Origin of the sequence: Paraburkholderia sp. EG304 (assembly GCF_046543485.1) — a bacterium.
Lineage (GTDB): Bacteria > Pseudomonadota > Gammaproteobacteria > Burkholderiales > Burkholderiaceae > Paraburkholderia > Paraburkholderia youngii.
Genome location: NZ_JBKGUA010000003.1, coordinates 18,732 through 34,703 on the forward strand (window position 1 = coordinate 18,732; position 15,972 = coordinate 34,703).

General features: G+C 62.9%; 14 protein-coding genes and 1 pseudogene. 8 read left to right on the plus strand and 7 right to left on the minus strand.

Annotated features, from left to right (window positions below; genetic code table 11):
* Positions 1-23: 23 nt before the first annotated feature.
* The 3 genes from ACLFKU_RS04445 to ACLFKU_RS04455 are packed head-to-tail and all read right to left on the minus strand — an operon-like array spanning position 24 to position 3,303.
* Positions 24-1,112, minus strand: a complete 1,089-nt coding sequence (locus tag ACLFKU_RS04445; RefSeq protein ID WP_410848285.1) for an LLM class flavin-dependent oxidoreductase — start codon at positions 1,110-1,112, stop codon at positions 24-26.
* On the minus strand, positions 1,109-2,335 hold the full coding sequence (locus ACLFKU_RS04450) for an acyl-CoA dehydrogenase family protein (RefSeq protein WP_410848286.1): 1,227 nt from the start codon (positions 2,333-2,335) through the stop codon (positions 1,109-1,111). Before ACLFKU_RS04450 ends, ACLFKU_RS04445 begins: the two co-directional genes overlap by 4 nt.
* Before the next feature lie 11 nt (positions 2,336-2,346).
* Positions 2,347-3,303 carry an ABC transporter substrate-binding protein gene (locus ACLFKU_RS04455; protein ID WP_410848496.1) on the minus strand — a complete coding sequence of 319 codons (957 nt, stop codon included), beginning with the start codon at positions 3,301-3,303 and terminating at the stop codon, positions 2,347-2,349.
* A 191-nt stretch (positions 3,304-3,494) separates the two neighbouring features.
* Here ACLFKU_RS04455 and ACLFKU_RS04460 point away from each other — a divergent pair, with 191 nt between their 5' ends.
* The gene (locus tag ACLFKU_RS04460) at positions 3,495-4,409 is read left to right on the plus strand and encodes a LysR substrate-binding domain-containing protein (RefSeq protein ID WP_410848287.1); all 915 of its coding nucleotides are present in this window, start codon (positions 3,495-3,497) and stop codon (positions 4,407-4,409) included.
* A gap of 8 nt (positions 4,410-4,417) precedes the next feature.
* Here the strand turns inward: ACLFKU_RS04460 and ACLFKU_RS04465 are convergent, their stop codons facing one another.
* The 4 genes from ACLFKU_RS04465 to ACLFKU_RS04480 are packed head-to-tail and all read right to left on the minus strand — an operon-like array spanning position 4,418 to position 8,524.
* Entirely contained in the window at positions 4,418-6,025 is a 1,608-nt protein-coding gene (locus ACLFKU_RS04465) for a rhodanese-related sulfurtransferase (RefSeq protein ID WP_410848288.1), read from the minus strand.
* Positions 6,022-6,618 carry a cysteine dioxygenase gene (locus tag ACLFKU_RS04470; RefSeq protein WP_410848289.1) on the minus strand — a complete coding sequence of 199 codons (597 nt, stop codon included), beginning with the start codon at positions 6,616-6,618 and terminating at the stop codon, positions 6,022-6,024. The genes ACLFKU_RS04465 and ACLFKU_RS04470 overlap by 4 nt, the downstream gene beginning before the upstream one ends.
* Complete coding sequence (locus ACLFKU_RS04475) at positions 6,618-7,436, minus strand: class II aldolase/adducin family protein (protein WP_410848290.1); 819 nt, start codon at positions 7,434-7,436, stop codon at positions 6,618-6,620. The genes ACLFKU_RS04470 and ACLFKU_RS04475 overlap by 1 nt, the downstream gene beginning before the upstream one ends.
* An 11-nt stretch (positions 7,437-7,447) precedes the next feature.
* Positions 7,448-8,524: an LLM class flavin-dependent oxidoreductase gene (locus ACLFKU_RS04480; protein WP_410848291.1), complete on the minus strand. Its 1,077-nt coding sequence runs from the start codon at positions 8,522-8,524 to the stop codon at positions 7,448-7,450.
* Positions 8,525-8,925: 401 nt separating this feature from the next.
* Between ACLFKU_RS04480 and ACLFKU_RS04485 the strand changes: the two genes are divergently transcribed.
* The 7 genes and pseudogenes from ACLFKU_RS04485 to ACLFKU_RS04515 all read left to right on the plus strand — a co-directional run.
* Positions 8,926-9,765 carry a MetQ/NlpA family ABC transporter substrate-binding protein gene (locus ACLFKU_RS04485; RefSeq protein WP_368581778.1) on the plus strand — a complete coding sequence of 280 codons (840 nt, stop codon included), beginning with the start codon at positions 8,926-8,928 and terminating at the stop codon, positions 9,763-9,765.
* A 25-nt stretch (positions 9,766-9,790) separates the two neighbouring features.
* The gene (locus ACLFKU_RS04490) at positions 9,791-10,957 is read left to right on the plus strand and encodes a methionine ABC transporter ATP-binding protein (protein ID WP_410848292.1); all 1,167 of its coding nucleotides are present in this window, start codon (positions 9,791-9,793) and stop codon (positions 10,955-10,957) included.
* The gene (locus tag ACLFKU_RS04495) at positions 10,950-11,606 is read left to right on the plus strand and encodes a methionine ABC transporter permease (protein WP_410848293.1); all 657 of its coding nucleotides are present in this window, start codon (positions 10,950-10,952) and stop codon (positions 11,604-11,606) included. Before ACLFKU_RS04490 ends, ACLFKU_RS04495 begins: the two co-directional genes overlap by 8 nt.
* 69 nt (positions 11,607-11,675) lie before the next feature.
* Positions 11,676-12,923: an SfnB family sulfur acquisition oxidoreductase gene (locus ACLFKU_RS04500; protein WP_410848294.1), complete on the plus strand. Its 1,248-nt coding sequence runs from the start codon at positions 11,676-11,678 to the stop codon at positions 12,921-12,923.
* Between the two features lie 3 nt (positions 12,924-12,926).
* Positions 12,927-14,174, plus strand: coding sequence for an SfnB family sulfur acquisition oxidoreductase (locus ACLFKU_RS04505; protein WP_410848295.1), 1,248 nt, complete (start codon positions 12,927-12,929; stop codon positions 14,172-14,174).
* Positions 14,174-15,568 (plus strand): LLM class flavin-dependent oxidoreductase, encoded by a 1,395-nt coding sequence (locus tag ACLFKU_RS04510; protein WP_410848296.1) that lies wholly within the window; start codon positions 14,174-14,176, stop codon positions 15,566-15,568. Before ACLFKU_RS04505 ends, ACLFKU_RS04510 begins: the two co-directional genes overlap by 1 nt.
* 87 nt (positions 15,569-15,655) lie before the next feature.
* A pseudogene (locus tag ACLFKU_RS04515) lies at positions 15,656-15,850 on the plus strand (2-oxoglutarate and iron-dependent oxygenase domain-containing protein); the annotation flags it as partial.
* Positions 15,851-15,972 lie beyond the last annotated feature (122 nt).

Here is a 15,972-nt window from a genome sequence, read left to right on the forward strand (position 1 = left end):
CGTCGGTTGCATGAGAGAGATAATCAAGCGGGTGCCGTTTCGCGCGCGACGGCGGCGCGCACCACAGGCAACAGATCCCGGCCATACGCCAGCGCATCTTCGAGCGGATCGAAGCCGCGAATCAGGAAGGTCGATACGCCGAGCTTGTGATATTCGAGCAGCGCGTCGGCCACCTGTTGCGGCGTGCCGACCAGCGACGTCGAATTGCCCGCCGCACGCGTGAGCGCGGTAATGCCGGTCCACAGTCGCGTATCGACGACATTGCCCTTATCAGCTTCGGCGAGCAGCCGTTGCGAGCCGACGTTCTGCGGGTTCTTCGGCCGGCGCGTGAAATTCGGCGACGTGGCGACAATGTCTTTCGCGCGCTCGAGAATGGATTCGGCGCGCGCCCATGCGGCGTCTTCGGTGGAGGCGATGATGGGACGCAGAGACAGGCTGAAACGCACATGCTGTTCGCGGCCATAGCGCGCGGCGGCTTTGCGCACCTTCGCGATGGTCTCTTCGACGGCCGCGAGCGACTCGCCCCACAGCGCGTAGACGTCGGCGTGCTTGCCCGCGACCTCGATCGCCGGCTCGGACGATCCGCCGAAATACACCGGCAAATGAGACCGCTGCAACGGGCGAATCTGCGACTTGTGGCCCGTCACGCGGTAAAACGCGCCATCGTGATCGAACGGTTGATCGCTGGTCCAGGAGCGCTTGACCACATCGAGATATTCGTCGGTGCGCCGATACCGGTCAGCGTGCGACAGATAATCGCCATCGCGCTGCTGCTCCGCGTCGTCGCCGCCCGAGATGATGTGCACGGCGGCGCGTCCCGCGCTGAAGTGATCGAGTGTCGCGAGTTGCCGCGCGGCGAGCGTCGGCGCGACGAAGCCGGGCCGATGCGCGAGCAGGATGCCCAGGCGCTTCGTCTGCTGTGCGACGAACGACGCAATCTGGAAGCCGTCGGGCGACGCGCTCGAGTGCGCAATCAGCACACGGTCGAAGCCGCCATATTCATGCGCTTGCGCGACGGCGGCAATGTACGGCGGATTGACCGCAGGTCCTTTCGGCAAATGAATCTCGCTCGATTCCTGATGGCTCACATAGCCGATGAATTCGACGCTCATCTGGGTTCGCTCCTCGTGGGTGAAGTGGTGTTGAATGCGGCGCGGCCCAGATTGCCGAGCACGGTGTCGTTCTGCGGTGTGTGAATGCGCGCGCACAGCACGTCGCGGTAGTGGCGCTCCAGTGCGTTGTTGCGACTGAGGCCAGGATTGCTGCTCGCTTCGAGTGCGAGTTCGACGGCATCGATAGCGTGCTGGCTGACGAGATACTTGATGGTCGGCGCTTCGACCGTACCGATCTGGCCGGCTGCGCCTGCATCGAGCAGGACGCGGTTGTTGAACAGCAGCGCATCGATGCGCCCCACCGTCTGCTGAAAACTGTCGAGCGTCGATAGCGGGGCGTTCAGTCCCGAAGGCACGCGTTGCGCCGCCCACTGCACGAACCAGTCGCGCGCGGCGCGTGCGACGCCGTCGTAGATCGATGGCAGCAACACGTTCATCCACAGGCTCGTCACCGGGTCCATGCCGTTGGTCGGGCCGGGCGGTTGAAGATCGACGGCCTGCTCGAACGGTACGCGTACGTTATCGAAGATCACTTCGTGGCTGCCCGTCGCGCGCATGCCCAGATGATTCCACGGCTCGCCGAAACGGATGCCCGGCGTGTCGCGATGAACGAGCCACGTGCCGACTCGCGGTGCCGCTTCGTCCGTGCGTCCCCACACGGCGAACCAGGTCAGACCGGGACTGCCCGTCGAATACAGCTTGCGGCCGCTCAGTATCCAATGATTGCCTTCGCTGCGGCCAACCGTGGCGGGCAGACCGCCACGCGAAGGTGAGCCGAGTTCGGGCTCGACGCGCAACGAGTTGATCAGCGCGCCGCGTTCGACGGCATCGCGCGCAATGCGTTGTTTCAGCGCGAGTGGCCAGTTTTGATTGGCTTGCAGGCGCAAATGGTAGAGGCATTGCATGACGAGAATCAGCGCCGTCGAAGGTTCGCCGCGCGCTACCGCGCGGACCACTTTGAGCGCCTGTGCAAGCGTGGCTTCGCGTCCGCCGAGCGCGCGCGGCACGGTCAGCGAAAGCAGGCCCGCGCGACGCAGACGGGCGAGGTTCTCGTGCGGGAAGATCGGGCCGGCGTCGAGCGCGGCGGCGCCTGCGCCGAATTCGGCCGTCAGCGCGGCGAGCCACGCATCGGCTTGCGGACTGTCGAGATCGGCGAGTGCTTCGAGCGCATCGGCGTCGCGTTCTACATCGGCAAGCGCGGCTTCGGGTTGACGGCTGGTCATGGTCGGTCGGTTCACTGTGCGGAGAGCGGAAATTGCCGGTCGAAACTCTTCGTGACATCGAGCGGTGTCTTGATCACATCCGCACGGTGATAGAGATCGGCCGTCTTTTGCTGTTCGGCGATGAGGCCATCGTCGATGACGACGGGATGCAGTTGCGCGCGCTGATACACGGTCTTCAGCACTTCGGGCGGTAAGCCCGTCACTTTCGATTGCATTGCGGCCACTTCGTCCGGATGCGAGAGCGCCCACCGCTGGCCGGCCGCGACGCGCTTGAGGAAATCGGCGATTTCGGCATGCTTGTCCTTGATGGACGTTTCGGTCGCAGCCTGGAAGCTAAGGCCAGAAGACAGATTGACGCCATTCGCGATGCTGCGATCGTGATCGCGCTGCTCGGCGAGCGCGACATACGGGTCCCACGTGGACCACGCGTCGACGTTGCCGGACGCGAGCGCTGCTTTTGCGTCGGCGGGCTGCATGAAGCGCAGCGATACATCCGACAGCTTGATGCCCGCGCGTTCGAGTGTCGCGATCGCGAGGTAATGGCCGATTGAGCCGCGCGTGGTCGCGATGCGCTTGCCCTTGAGATCGGCGGCCGTCCTGATGGGCGATGCGTCAGGCACGATGATCGCGAGATCGGTCGGCGTCGAGCGCGTTGCGGCTACTGCACGCACTCGCGCGCCCGCTGCGTACGCGAAGATCAGCGGCGCATCGCCGAGGCCGCCGACGTCGATTGCCCCCGCGTTGAGCGCCTCTCCCAGCGGTTGCGCAGCAGGGAAGTTGAACCATTCGATCTTGTAGGGCACGTCCTTCAACTGGCCTGACGCTTCGAGTATGCCTCGCGTCTGCAACTGCTGGTCGCCGACTTTCAGCGTCGTGTCCGCCAGCGCGACAGGCGATGCGCTCGCGACGATCGCGCAAATCAGAAGGCCGGAAAATCTTTGCAGGAATCGATTGGGAAAAAAGTGCATGAGGGAGCGCAGCATGAGGTAGTTGGATAAGAACACACGATACGGTCGCAGGTTTTATAAGGCAAACGCATTGTTCTTCTTTGTTAATATGCGTGGGAGGAAAACGGAAAGCGGGAAGTACCGCTTGAGCATGCGGGCGGTTGCACGCTAATGTCGCTCCACCAACACTTCAATCAACGACAAGATCATCCATGAAACTCGATGAAATCGAGGCCTTCGTTGCCGTCGTGCGCGGCCAGTCGCTGAGTCAGGCCGCCGATTCTCTCGCACTGACGCAACCTGCCGTGACGCGCCGCATCCAGAACTTCGAAGAGGCGCTCGGCGTCGAACTGCTCGATCGCAACACGAAGCCGCTGAAGACGACGCCGATGGGCCGCGTTGTGTATGAGCAATGCCGTGCCATCGTGCGCGAGGTGGACGCGCTCAGACATCTGGTCGCGGACGACGCGCCACTCGCGGGTGTATTGCGCCTCGGCGTCGCACAGACGGTTGCCGATGTGGCGATGCTGAAGGCTCTCCATACGCTGCGCAGTGCGCATCCCGAGTTGCGGGCGCGGGTGTCGACGGGATGGGGCAACCCGCTGCTGCAGAAGGTCGACGAGGGCGAACTGGATGCGGCGTTCGTGCTGCTGCCAACGAACCGGGCGTTACAGGAAACGCTCGCAGGCGAAACGCTAGGCGAACTGAAGCTGGCTGTGGTCGCGCAAAAGGGCAGCATGAAGAAGCGTGCTTATGCGCTCGCCGAATGCGAGGCGTATGGCTGGGTGTTGAATCCCGATGGCTGCGGTTTTCGCGCGGGCTTGCAGCAGGCTCTCGCGGCGAAAGGCTACACGCTGAAGCTCAACCTCGAAACGCTCGGCACAGAATTGCAGCTCGGACTCGTCGCCGACGGCGTTGGCCTGGGGCTGGTTCCGCTGCCCTTGCTGCGCAGCAGCGTGCATGCAGCGCACCTCGACGTGGTTCAGATCACCGACTTCAAACCTGAAATCGCCGTGTGGATCGTACGTTCGCGCGCGTTGGGCAAGATGCAGTCCGCGCTCGCCGTACTCGCGGAAAGCGTCGAACAGAGCTTCAAGGCGGCGGCACGTCTGTCACGCGCCGCCTGATGGCGCGCTTAGATCACGAAAAACCCATGCGTGCCGTCGCGATCGAGTTGCGCGACGAGGCCGTATTCCCATTCCAGATACGCGTTCATCGCTTCGCGCGCATTGTCGGTCCCTTCATACGGACGACGATAACGATCGATACGCGGCGAAGCGAGCCGGGCGTCTCCCGATTCGGTCGCAAATCCCGCACGTATCCACGCTGATGTGCCGCCCTCCAGCACATGCACGGGCTTACCCGTTAGCGAGGCAACTTCGGGGGCCGCGAACGGTGCGAGCGCGTTGGTCGCGCAGGTGACGACATAACGTTTCGCGTCGGGCAGCGCGCGAAGATCGTCGACATCGTTCGACAGGCGCGAACGCACAATCCAATGCGCACCCGGAATATGCGCCTTCACGTGGTTCGCGCTCGACGTAACGTCGATCACCACGGTGCGGCTCGATGGATCGGCGAGCAGCGCGGCGAGTTCTTCCGCGGATAAAGCGGGGGTATGCGCGGGCTCCGGCTTCGTGCTGCGCCAAGGGCCACTAGCCGTGAGTTCCTGTCCGGCAGCGTCATTGATCACGTAGACGTCGATGTTCATCTGCGCGAGCCAAGATGCTGTCATGTTGGCGCGCACGCCGTCGTCGTCGAACAGCACAACGCGCGCGCCGCGCACGGGCGCGAACATGTCCGTCTCCTGCACGAGCTGGCCGCCCGGCGCGCCCTGAAACCCCGGTGCATGCGCGCGTTCGTATTCGGCTGGCGTGCGCACATCGAAGCGATACGTGGTGCGCGACGGATCGGACGCCCAGCGAGCGGCTTCATCGGCCGTCGTGCGTTGGACGCCCGCGCGGTCGGCGAGCGCGCGCGCTGCGGTGCGCGATGCAGCGAGGTTCGTCTGATCGAGACCGGCCTCGGCATCGAACCGACGGCTGCTGCCGTGCTCCAGCGTCTGCCCCGCGAGCGTCCAGCCGATGGTGCCGTTGCGCAGCGCCGCGACGGGGTTCGGCAGCCCCGCATTGACTAGCGATTGCGTGCCGATGATGCTGCGTGTGCGCCCCGCGCAATTGACGATCACACGCGTCTTAGGATCCGGCGCGAGCGCTCGCGCGCGCAGCACGAGTTCCGCGCCGGGCACGCTGATGCTGCCGGGAATGTTCATCGTCTGATATTCGTCGAAGCGGCGCGCGTCGAGCACGACGACGTCGTCACCGCTTTCAAGCAGGGTTCCGACCGCCTCGGCGGAAAGCGAAGGCGTATGCCGCTGCGCTTCGACGAATTCGCCGAAAGCCTTGCTCGGCACGTTGACGTCGCGGAACACTTCGCCGCCGGCGCGAATCCATCCGTCGAGTCCGCCCGCCAGCAGCGCGATCTGCGTGTAGCCGAGCGAAGCGAGCTTGTCGCCGGCGCGCGTCGCAAGTCCTTCGCCTGCGTCGAACAGCACGATGGGCACGTCGCGGCGCGGCAAACGCGTGTACGCGTCGAGTTCGATCTTCGACAGCGGAAAATTCGCGGCGAAAAGCGGATGAGCCTGTGCGTGCGGGTCTTCTTCGCGCACATCGAGCAGCGCGATTTCTCGCCGCGCGAGCAGCGCTTCGCGCACGTCTTCATACGTGCGGACGGGATATGACGTCATGAAAGAGGTATTTCCTTGCTGAGATCCCACAGGTTGGGGAGCGTGTCGTTCGAATAGCCTGAAATAAAGGGTTTTGGCCGCTCGTTTGGCGGATACGTGGAGCGGCGCACCGCGCCGATGTTCGCACCATAAACGTGGATGCTGACGGACGTGCGGTCGTCGTACGCATTGCGCACGCGATGAATGTCGCCGATGGCGGGCGACACCGCTTCGACATCGCCCGCTTCGAGACGTACTTCGGCGCCCGCCACGCATAGCGTGCCGTCGTCGTTGCGCGCGTAGGGTGCGGCAAGTTCCGCGCCGCGCAGCACACCGATGAGTCCCCACACGGTGTGATCGTGAATCGGCGTCTGCTGGCCCGGACCCCAGACGAAGCTGACGACGCTAAAGCGTTGACGTGCGTCGGCGTAGAGCAGAAATTGCTGGTAGCGTTCGACGGACGGCTGCGCGTAGGCATTGGGCAGCCAGTCGTCGACGCGGATCAGTTCGCGCAGCGCAAGCGCGGCCTGATCGAGCAGCCCGGCTTCATCGACGCCGGCATCGACGAGTTCCGCAATCTCGCCGACAAAGTGCCGCAGTTTGTGAATGGCCATCAGTCGAGCAACTCCCGTTCGCTTTCGATCAGCCCTTCATACAGACTGTCGAATGCATGACGCGCACCGTTTGCGCGGCCGACCTGCTGATGCGTGAGGTCTGCCATGTCGTGAGGAATCGGCTGCGGCGTGCCTGCCGCTTCCGCGAGCAGTTGAGCGTGGCATGCGTTGTCGAGCGCGATGTACCACCATGCAGCTGCTTCGACTGTTGGGCCTGCTGTCAGAATGCCATGATTCTTCAGGATCACGGCCTTGCGCGACCCGAGGGCATCTGCAATGCGCGCGCCTTCCGTCGTATCGAGCACGACGCCACGAAAATCATCGAACAGCGCGTGGTCTTCGTAGAACGCGCACGAGTCCTGCGTCAACGGATCGAGCTTTCGGCCGAGCGTCGACCATGCCTTGCCATACAGCGAATGCGTGTGAGCGGCTGCGACGACATCGGGGCGCGCCTCGTGAATGGCAGCGTGAATGGCAAACGCAGCCTGATTCACAGGACCATCGCCCACCACGATTTCGCCGTGGCGATTCACCAGCAGCAGATCGGACACGCGCATGCGGCCGAAATGCCGACCCAGCGGATTGACCCAGAAGTGATCGGTCCATTCGGGATCGCGCGCGGTGATATGGCCCGCGAGACCTTGCGCAAAGCCATATTGCGCGAACAGTCGAAATGCGCCCGCAAGACGTTGCTGACGATGCAGACGTTCTTCTGCAAGCGTACGTTGAGGTTCCGGTTCTTCGTCGAACCAGAACTTGCGCACGGGTGCGTGACGCCGCACGAGCGACGGTTGATCGGCGGCGAGAAGGGTGCTCATGATCGCTCCTGTCAGGCGGCGCGGCGTTCGCGGGACGTGAGTTCGCGGGTCGCGGGAATCAGTTCGCGCCCATAGTCGATGGCGTCTTCGAGCGGATCGAAGCCGCGAATCAGGAAGGTCGTCACGCCGAGTTCATGATATTCGGCGAGCGTCTGGGCGACTTGCGCCGGCGTGCCGACAAGCGCAGTGGAATTCGAGCGGCCGCCGATTTCTTTTGCCACGGCGGTCCAGAGACGTTCGTCCGCGCGTACGCCGTCGCCGGATGCCGCGAGCAGGCGGCGCGCGCCTTCGCTTTGCTGCGGACCGCCGCGCGAGAAGCCCTGTTCGACACGCAGGCGACGTGTCTCTTCGAGGATGTGTTCTGCGCGCTCCCATGCGGCACTTTCCGTCGCGGCAAGGATCGGCCGGAACGACACGGAGAAGCGCACGCTGCGGCCGTGTTTCGCGGCTTCGGCGCGCACGCGCGTCACCTGTTCGTGCACCTGCTGTTTCGATTCGCCCCACAGCGCGTAGACATCGGCATGTTTGCCGGCCACGGCGAGCGCGGGCTCGGATGCACCGCCGAAATAGATGGGCACATGCGGCGACTGTTTCGGCTTGACCTCGGAGAACGCCTTTTCTACGCGGTAGAAGCGGCCTTCGTGATCGAACGGCTGATCTTCCGTCCACACGCGACGCAGAATCTGCAGGTATTCGTCGGTGCGCGCGTAACGATCGTCGTGACTCAGGAAGTCGCCGTCGCGCCGTTGATCTTCGTCGCTGCCGCCGGAGATGAAGTGCACACCGAGTCGGCCGCCCGAGAAGTGATCGAGCGTGGCGATCTGCCGGGCCGCGAGTGTCGGCGCGACAAAGCCCGGGCGATGCGCGAGCATGAAATGCACTTTCGATGTCACGCTCGCCGCGTAGGCGATCGTGATCGTCGCATCGGGGCTCGTCGAACTGTGCGGGACCAGAATGCGGTCGAAGCCGGCGTTCTCGTGCGCCTGCGCAAAGGCGCGCACGTAGTCGGTATCGATAGCGGGCCCTTGCGGAAGATGCGTTTCCGACACCTTGCGCTGTTGAATCATGCCGATGAATTCGACGCTCATGTTAGTTCCTTGCGGAAATCCGTTTTGATGAGGAAATACATGTCACAACAGACGCAACGATGAACGAAGCGCCTGCGGATGATCGAAACGAGGCTAACACTACGTTATGCAAAGACTAAATAGTAAATTCAGATAAACATATAGAGATCGCATGTTGCGCAAGCGATCTGCAACGCTTTCATATCGCGTTTTACGATTTCCATTCGAAAATCGCTTCGTAGACCGGGTTTTTGCGTGACTCTATTATCGGCTCTCCCCGGACTGAGCGCGGCGAGGTGTTATCTAACGGCCAAATGGGTTCCCAGTCCATTCCCGCACGTGGAAGTCCGTGGAGGCGTGATCTGAGCCTCTTGCAGTCGCGAGCGCTTTGAATCAATACATTCCATTGACGAGAGTCGAGTATGAATCAAGCTTTGTCCACATTACGGCGTTTCTTTTTCGCTCGAAACGCGTCGGCAGTCCACGCTATCCTCTTCGTGCTGGCCTTCAGTACGTCATCCGCATTCGCGGGCGACGCACAGACACTCAAGATCGGCACATCGACCAGCCCGCAAATCGAAGCGTTGAAGACCGCGGCTCAGGAAGCCAAACAGCAAGGGCTCGACGTCAAGATCATCGAATTCACCGACTGGAATACGCCGAACGCCGCCCTCGCGAACAAGGATATCGACGTCAATTATTTCCAGCACATTCCCTTCCTCGAAAACGCCAAGAAGCAGGGTGGTTACAACTTCGTGGCGATTGCTCCCGGCACGATCATGAAGATCGGCCTCTATTCGAAGAAGGTAAAGCGCTTTGAGGATCTGAAGGATGGTGCCACGGTTGCGATCGCGAACGATCCCGTCAACGGCGGTCGCGGACTGCTCCTGCTGCAACGCGCTGGACTTATCAAGCTGAAGCCTGGCGTCGACTACCGCGCGACCACGCTGGATATCGTCGATAACCCGAAGCATCTGAAGATCGTTGCCCTCGAGGCGTCGCAGCTGGCACGCTCGCTCGATGACGTCGATCTCGCGCAGGGCTATCCGAGCTTTATCAAACTCGCGGGCACGGCCGATCCGAATAGCGCGCTGTTGTTCGATGGCCTCGAAAACAAGAACTTTGCGATTCAATGGGTGGTGCGCCCGGAAAGCGTCAACGACCCGCGCATCCTCAAGTTCATTTCGATCTACCAGCATTCGCATGCTGTGCGAGTTGCGCTCGATAAGGCGTTCGGCAATCTGTACGCTGTCGCGTGGTGAGACGAGGATCGGCAAGGAATTCCACATGACCCATCTGCTCGACGCTGCGCGCTTCATCGAGGAAGAATCGGCATTCGCCGTCGGAGCGCCCCAGCACGGCACCGCACCTGCCGTCGTATTCGACGCCGCAGGCAAGGTATTCAAGCCGGCACGCGGTCGGCCCGCCGTCGCGTTGACGAACGTACGGTTGAACGTGCGTCGTGGCGAGATATTCGGCATCATCGGGCGCAGCGGCGCGGGCAAGTCGACCTTGCTGCGCCTTGTCAATGGACTCGAAAAGCCGTCCTCGGGAGCGGTGCTCGTGAACGGCGTGAGCGTCGGCGAGCTCGACGAGAGCGGACTCGTCACATTGCGTCGGCGCATCGGCATGGTTTTCCAGCACTTCAACCTGCTGTCGGCGAAAACGGTCTATGACAATATCGCGTTGCCGCTCAGGATCGCGGGCGTGTCCCGGGCGGCCATCGAAGAGAAAGTCTCGGCCCTGCTCGATCTCGTCGGGTTGTCGGCCAAGCGAAACGCATTTCCGGCGAGTCTTTCGGGCGGGCAGAAGCAGCGCGTCGGCATTGCACGTGCGCTGGTACACGATCCCGACATTTTGCTGTGCGACGAAGCGACCTCTGCGCTCGACCCGGAGACGACACAGTCGATTCTCGCGTTGTTACGCGATATCAACCGGCGTCTCGGTCTGACGATCATTCTCATCACGCACGAAATGGGCGTGATACGCGAAGCCTGCGACACCGTCGCTGTCATCGAGCAGGGCGCCGTAGTCGAAACAGGCCCCGTGTGGCGAGTGTTCGGCGAGCCACAGCATGACGCGACGCGCGCGCTGTTGCGCACATTGGTGCACGCCCTTCCCGACGATCTTGCCGCCCGCCTGAAGCCGGCGAGCAATCCTGCATTGCTTGGCGAGGCGGCCGATGTTCTGCTTGACGTGCGCTACACGGGGGCCAGCGGAAACGATCCGGACCTTGCGGCATTGAGCTCGGCGTTGACGGTGGACGGCGGCGCGGTGAGCTTCGTGCATGGCGGAATCGACCGCATTCAGGGACATGCACAGGGGCGTCTCGTGCTGGCGGCGCGGTTGTCGGCGCATGAGAGGTCAGAGGATGCATTCGCGAGCCACATCGCCGTGCTGGTTGAGCGTGCGCGGCGACACGCGGATCACGTGGAGGTGCTTGGCTATGTCTGAACTGTGGCTTTCGGAACTGACGGGTGCGATTCGTGACACGTTGCTGATGGTCGGCATTTCGGCATGCATCGCGTTGATCGTCGGTATTCCGCTTGCGCTGGTGCTCGTCACGACCACGCGGGGTGGTATCTACGAGCGACGCACTGTGAATTCGACGCTTGGCGGTCTCGTCAACGCGCTGCGCTCGACGCCGTTCATCATTTTGCTCGTCGCGCTGTTGCCGCTCACGCGTGTTCTGGTCGGCACGACGATCGGCGTGTGGGCTGCGATCGTGCCGCTCTCTATCGCAGGGATTCCATTCTTTGCCCGCGTTGCCGAAGTCAGTCTGCGCGAAGTGGATCGCGGTCTGATCGAAGCCGCCCAGGCGATGGGTGCGCAGCGCCGCCACATCATCTGGCATGTACTGCTGCCGGAAGCGCTGCCGGGCATCCTGGGCGGATTCACGATCACGATCGTGGCGATGATCGGCTCGTCCGCGATGGCGGGCGCCGTCGGTGCGGGCGGGCTTGGCGATCTCGCGATCCGTTATGGCTACCAGCGCTTCGACACGACTGTGATGGTGACGGTCATTGTGTTGCTCATCGCGATTGTCACGGCGGTGCAGGTCGTCGGGGACCGCCTCGTTCGCCGTCTCGCGCGACGGGCGTGAAGTCCGGCCAGATCGGCCGGGAGCGAATCGCGGCGCTGCGGGCTTCACTTTTGCATTCGAGCCAACATCATGTCGACATTTCAATCTGATGCCGTGGCGCAGTTGCCGCGACGTCCCGATCCTGCGCGTGTCAAGCGCATCAAGGACGATTCCGAAGCCCTCGATGCGGCGCGCACCCTCGCGGCAGACTTCGCAGCGGGTGCCGCCGAACGAGATCGCGACCGCATCCTGCCATGGGCCGAACTCGACCGGTGGTCCGAAAGCGGGCTGGGAGGGATTACCGTGCCGGCGGAATACGGCGGCGCCGACGTTTCGTTCGCGACTCTTGCGGAAGTCTTCGTGATTCTTTGCGCGGCCGATCCCGCGTTGGGTCAGATCCCGCAAAATCATTTCGGCGTGCTGGGCGTACTTCGCGAGATCGGCACACGAGCCCAAAAAGCGCGCCTGTACGGCGAAGTGCTGGCGGGCCAGCGGCTCGGCAATGCCGGCCCGGAACGCCGCTCCGCATCGAGCGCGACGATCCTGCAAGGCACGACGCGCTTGCGTGCGACGCAAGATGGGCTGCGGCTAGACGGCAAGCGTTTCTATTCTACGGGCGCGCTGTTTGCGCACCGCGTCCCGGCCCGCGCGACCGACGACGAAGGACGTGCCGTTCAGGTCTGGGTGCCGCGCGATGCCGCTGGCCTGAGCGTGGTCGATGACTGGAATTCGTTCGGGCAGCGCACAACCGCGAGCGGTACCGTGATTTTCGACCAGGTGTCGGTCGATGCCGACGATGTATTGCCCATCTGGCAGCTTGGCGACCGTCCAGGTCTGTTCGGGCCGACTTCTCAACTGATACAGGCCGCCATCGACCAGGGAATCGCCGAGGCGGCCGTGGCCGATGCAATCCATTTCGTGCGCGAGCGTTCCCGGCCGTGGATCGATTCGGGGCTGGAGCGCGCCGTCGACGATCCCTACATCATCGCCGACGTCGGCCGCCTGCAAATCGATCTCCACGCCGCGCACGAAGTGCTGATCGAGGCTGGCCACACGCTCGACACCACCGCCTCGCAGCCGGTGGATGCCGCGGCGAGCGCGCGTGCGTCCGTTGCCGTGGCTCAGGCAAAAGTGCTCACGACGCGCATCGCGCTTGAAGCCAGCGAGAAGCTGTTCGAACTGGCGGGGTCCGCGTCGACGCGCGCGGCACACAGCCTCGATCGCCATTGGCGCAATGCGCGCACCCACACGCTGCACGATCCCGTGCGCTGGAAGTTGCATCTGGTCGGCAACTATTTTCTGAATGACGTACTGCCCGTGCGGCATTCGTGGAACTGAAAAATGGCAACAGACATTCATGACAGTACGCTTGAGCGCACCTCGCCGGCCGAATCGCCGCGCGCGAGGCCGGCACGAATCGCCGATGACGCACACGCGTTGCTGGCCGCTCGACAGCTCGCCGCAGCTTTCGCCCCCGAAGCCGCGGCGCGCGATCGCGATCGCCGGTTGCCGTGGGCCGAACTCGATGCGTTTGTGGCGAGTGGTCTATGGGCGATCACGGTACCTCGCGAATATGGCGGCGCGGGCGTCAGCAGCAAGACGCTCGCGGAAGTGACGGCGATCATTGCGGCAGCTGATGGCTCTTTGGGCCAGATTCCGCAGAATCATTTCTATGCACTGGAAGTGCTGCGTGTCGGCGGGCGCGCTGAGCAACAGCGCTTCTTCTATGATCGCGTACTGGCGGGAGACCGATTCGGCAACGCACTCGCCGAGACTGGCCACAAGGACTTCAAACGGCGCACGCGGCTCACGCGCGGCGCGGCCGGGTGGCAAGTCGAAGGGCGAAAATTCTATTGCACCGGCGCGCTGTTCGCACACTGGATTCCCACACTGGCGGTCAGCGAAGAAGACGGGCGCGATGTCACTTACCTCGTGTTCATCCCGCGCGACGCGCCGGGTGTCGAAGTGATCGACGACTGGGACGGTTTCGGACAACGCATCACGGGCAGCGGCTCCGTGAAGTTCGATCAGGTGCGCGTCGAGCCAGAATGGATCGTGCCGTTTCAGACTTCGTTCGAGCGGCCTACGACGATCGGCCCGTTCGCGCAGATCATGCATGCGGCAATCGATCTGGGACAGGCGCGCGGGGCATTTCAGGCAGCGTTGCAGTTCGTGCGCGAGCATTCGCGGCCATGGATCGACGCGAGGGTGGAACATGCGTGGCAGGATCCGCTCACCATCACGGCCTTCGGTGATCTTGCCGTTCGCCTGAGCGCGGCGGAAGCGCTGTTGCGCCGGGCGGGCCGCCTGGTCGACGCAGCCCAGGCGAAGCCAGCCGAACGCTCCGTTGCTGAGGCGTCGATCGCCGTGGCCGAGGCGCGCGCGCTCACCACGACGGTCTCACTGGAAACCGGCTCGCGGCTGTTCGAACTCGCCGGCACCGCCGCGACGCTCGACGGCCTCGGCCTCGACCGGTTCTGGCGCAATGCACGCACCCACACGCTGCATGATCCCGTGCGCTGGAAGTATCACGCCGTCGGCAATTTCTATCTCAACGACAAACATCCGCCCAGGCACGGAGCCTTGTGATGGCAAAAAAGCAGATCCTGCTGAACGCATTCAACATGAATTGCGTCGGCCATATCAACCACGGGTTATGGACGCATCCGCGCGATCGCTCGGCAGACTATCGGACACTGCCGTACTGGACCGATCTGGCGCGCACGCTCGAGCGTGGACTGTTCGACGGGCTGTTTCTGGCCGACATCGTTGGCGTGTATGACGTTTATCAGCACAACGTCGACGTGACGTTGCGGGAATCGATCCAGCTTCCCGTCAACGATCCCACGCTGCTGATTTCGGCGATGGCCGCCGTTACCCGGCATCTCGGCTTCGGCGTCACGGTCAACCTCACCTACGAGCAGCCCTATCTGCTTGCACGGCGTTTCTCGACGCTCGATCATCTGACGCAAGGCAGAGTCGGCTGGAACATCGTGACGGGCTATCTCGACAGTGCGGCAAGGGCGATGGGACTTGAAGAGCAGTTGCCCCACGACGAGCGCTACGACCGCGCGGACGAATACCTCGACGTGCTGTACAAGCTCTGGGAAGGGAGCTGGGAAGCGGACGCGGTGCTTCGCGACAAGTCGGCGCGTGTGTATGCCGATCCGGCGAAGGTCCACAAGATCCGGCACGCGGGGCGCTACTACAACGTGGACGGCTATCACCTCGCGGAGCCGTCGCCGCAGCGCACGCCAGTTTTGTTTCAGGCGGGGAGTTCGGGGCGTGGTCAACGTTTTGCCGCCCGTCACGCAGAATGCGTGTTCATTTCGCCCCCGAGTCGTGCGGTTGCACGCGAGACGGTCAAGACGCTGCGCGAGCAACTGGTTGAAGCGGGACGACGCCCAGATGACGTGAAGGTGTTCGCCGGCGCGGCAGTCGTGACCGGCGCCACGGAGCGCGAAGCTCGCGAGAAATACGCGGACTATCTACGGTATGCAAGCCGCGACGCAGGGCTTGCACATTTTGCCGCCAGCACGGGCATCGATTACGCACAATACGATCTTGACGCCACCGTCGATTACGCGCCCACCAATGCCATCGAGTCCGCCACGCGCACAGCAAAGCAGCACGGCTGGACACGGCGCAAGCTGCTCGAGATGTTCGAGCTGGGTGGCCGGTATCCCGCCATCGTCGGAAGTGCCGCGCAGGTCGCGGATGAGCTGCAGGGCTGGATCGAAGAAACCGGTATCGATGGATTCAATCTGAGCCGTACGGTGGTGCCCGAGAGCTACGAAGACTTCATCGATCACATCGTGCCCGAACTGCAGAACCGGGGTCTTTACAAGACTGCTTATGCGGACGGAACGCTGCGCGGCAAGCTGTTTGGGCGCGGCGATCATTTGCCCGAGCAGCACACCGCGTCAGATTTCCGTGTCGGATCGAACGAGCGAAGAGAGATTGAGCCAAACGTCCACCGTTGATCAATCTCGTTGCTATCGCGGATGAGCTGGCCGCTCGTGCGCTTCGCGGCTGATTCAGCGAATGACGATCTGACCGCGAAAGTTCATATGTCCAATAGAGACCGCTGCGCCGCCACTGCTTTGCCCGTACTCGACCTGATGCAATTCGACCACGGCGATGCCGAAGCGCTCGCGAATTTTCTGGTTAAGCTGCGCGAAGCCGCGCGTGATATCGGCTTCTTCTATCTGCGCGGTCACGGTATCGACGCGGCGACCATTCGCGAGGCGCAAGCACGCTCGCGGCAGTTCTACAAAACCGTCGGTCATAACCGATGGTGCCGAATGCCTCCACTCAATCGCCTGTCGATTGCCGTTTTCTCAGCTTCATGTTTCCAAGATCGCGAATGCGCGGGGCAAACCGGAAT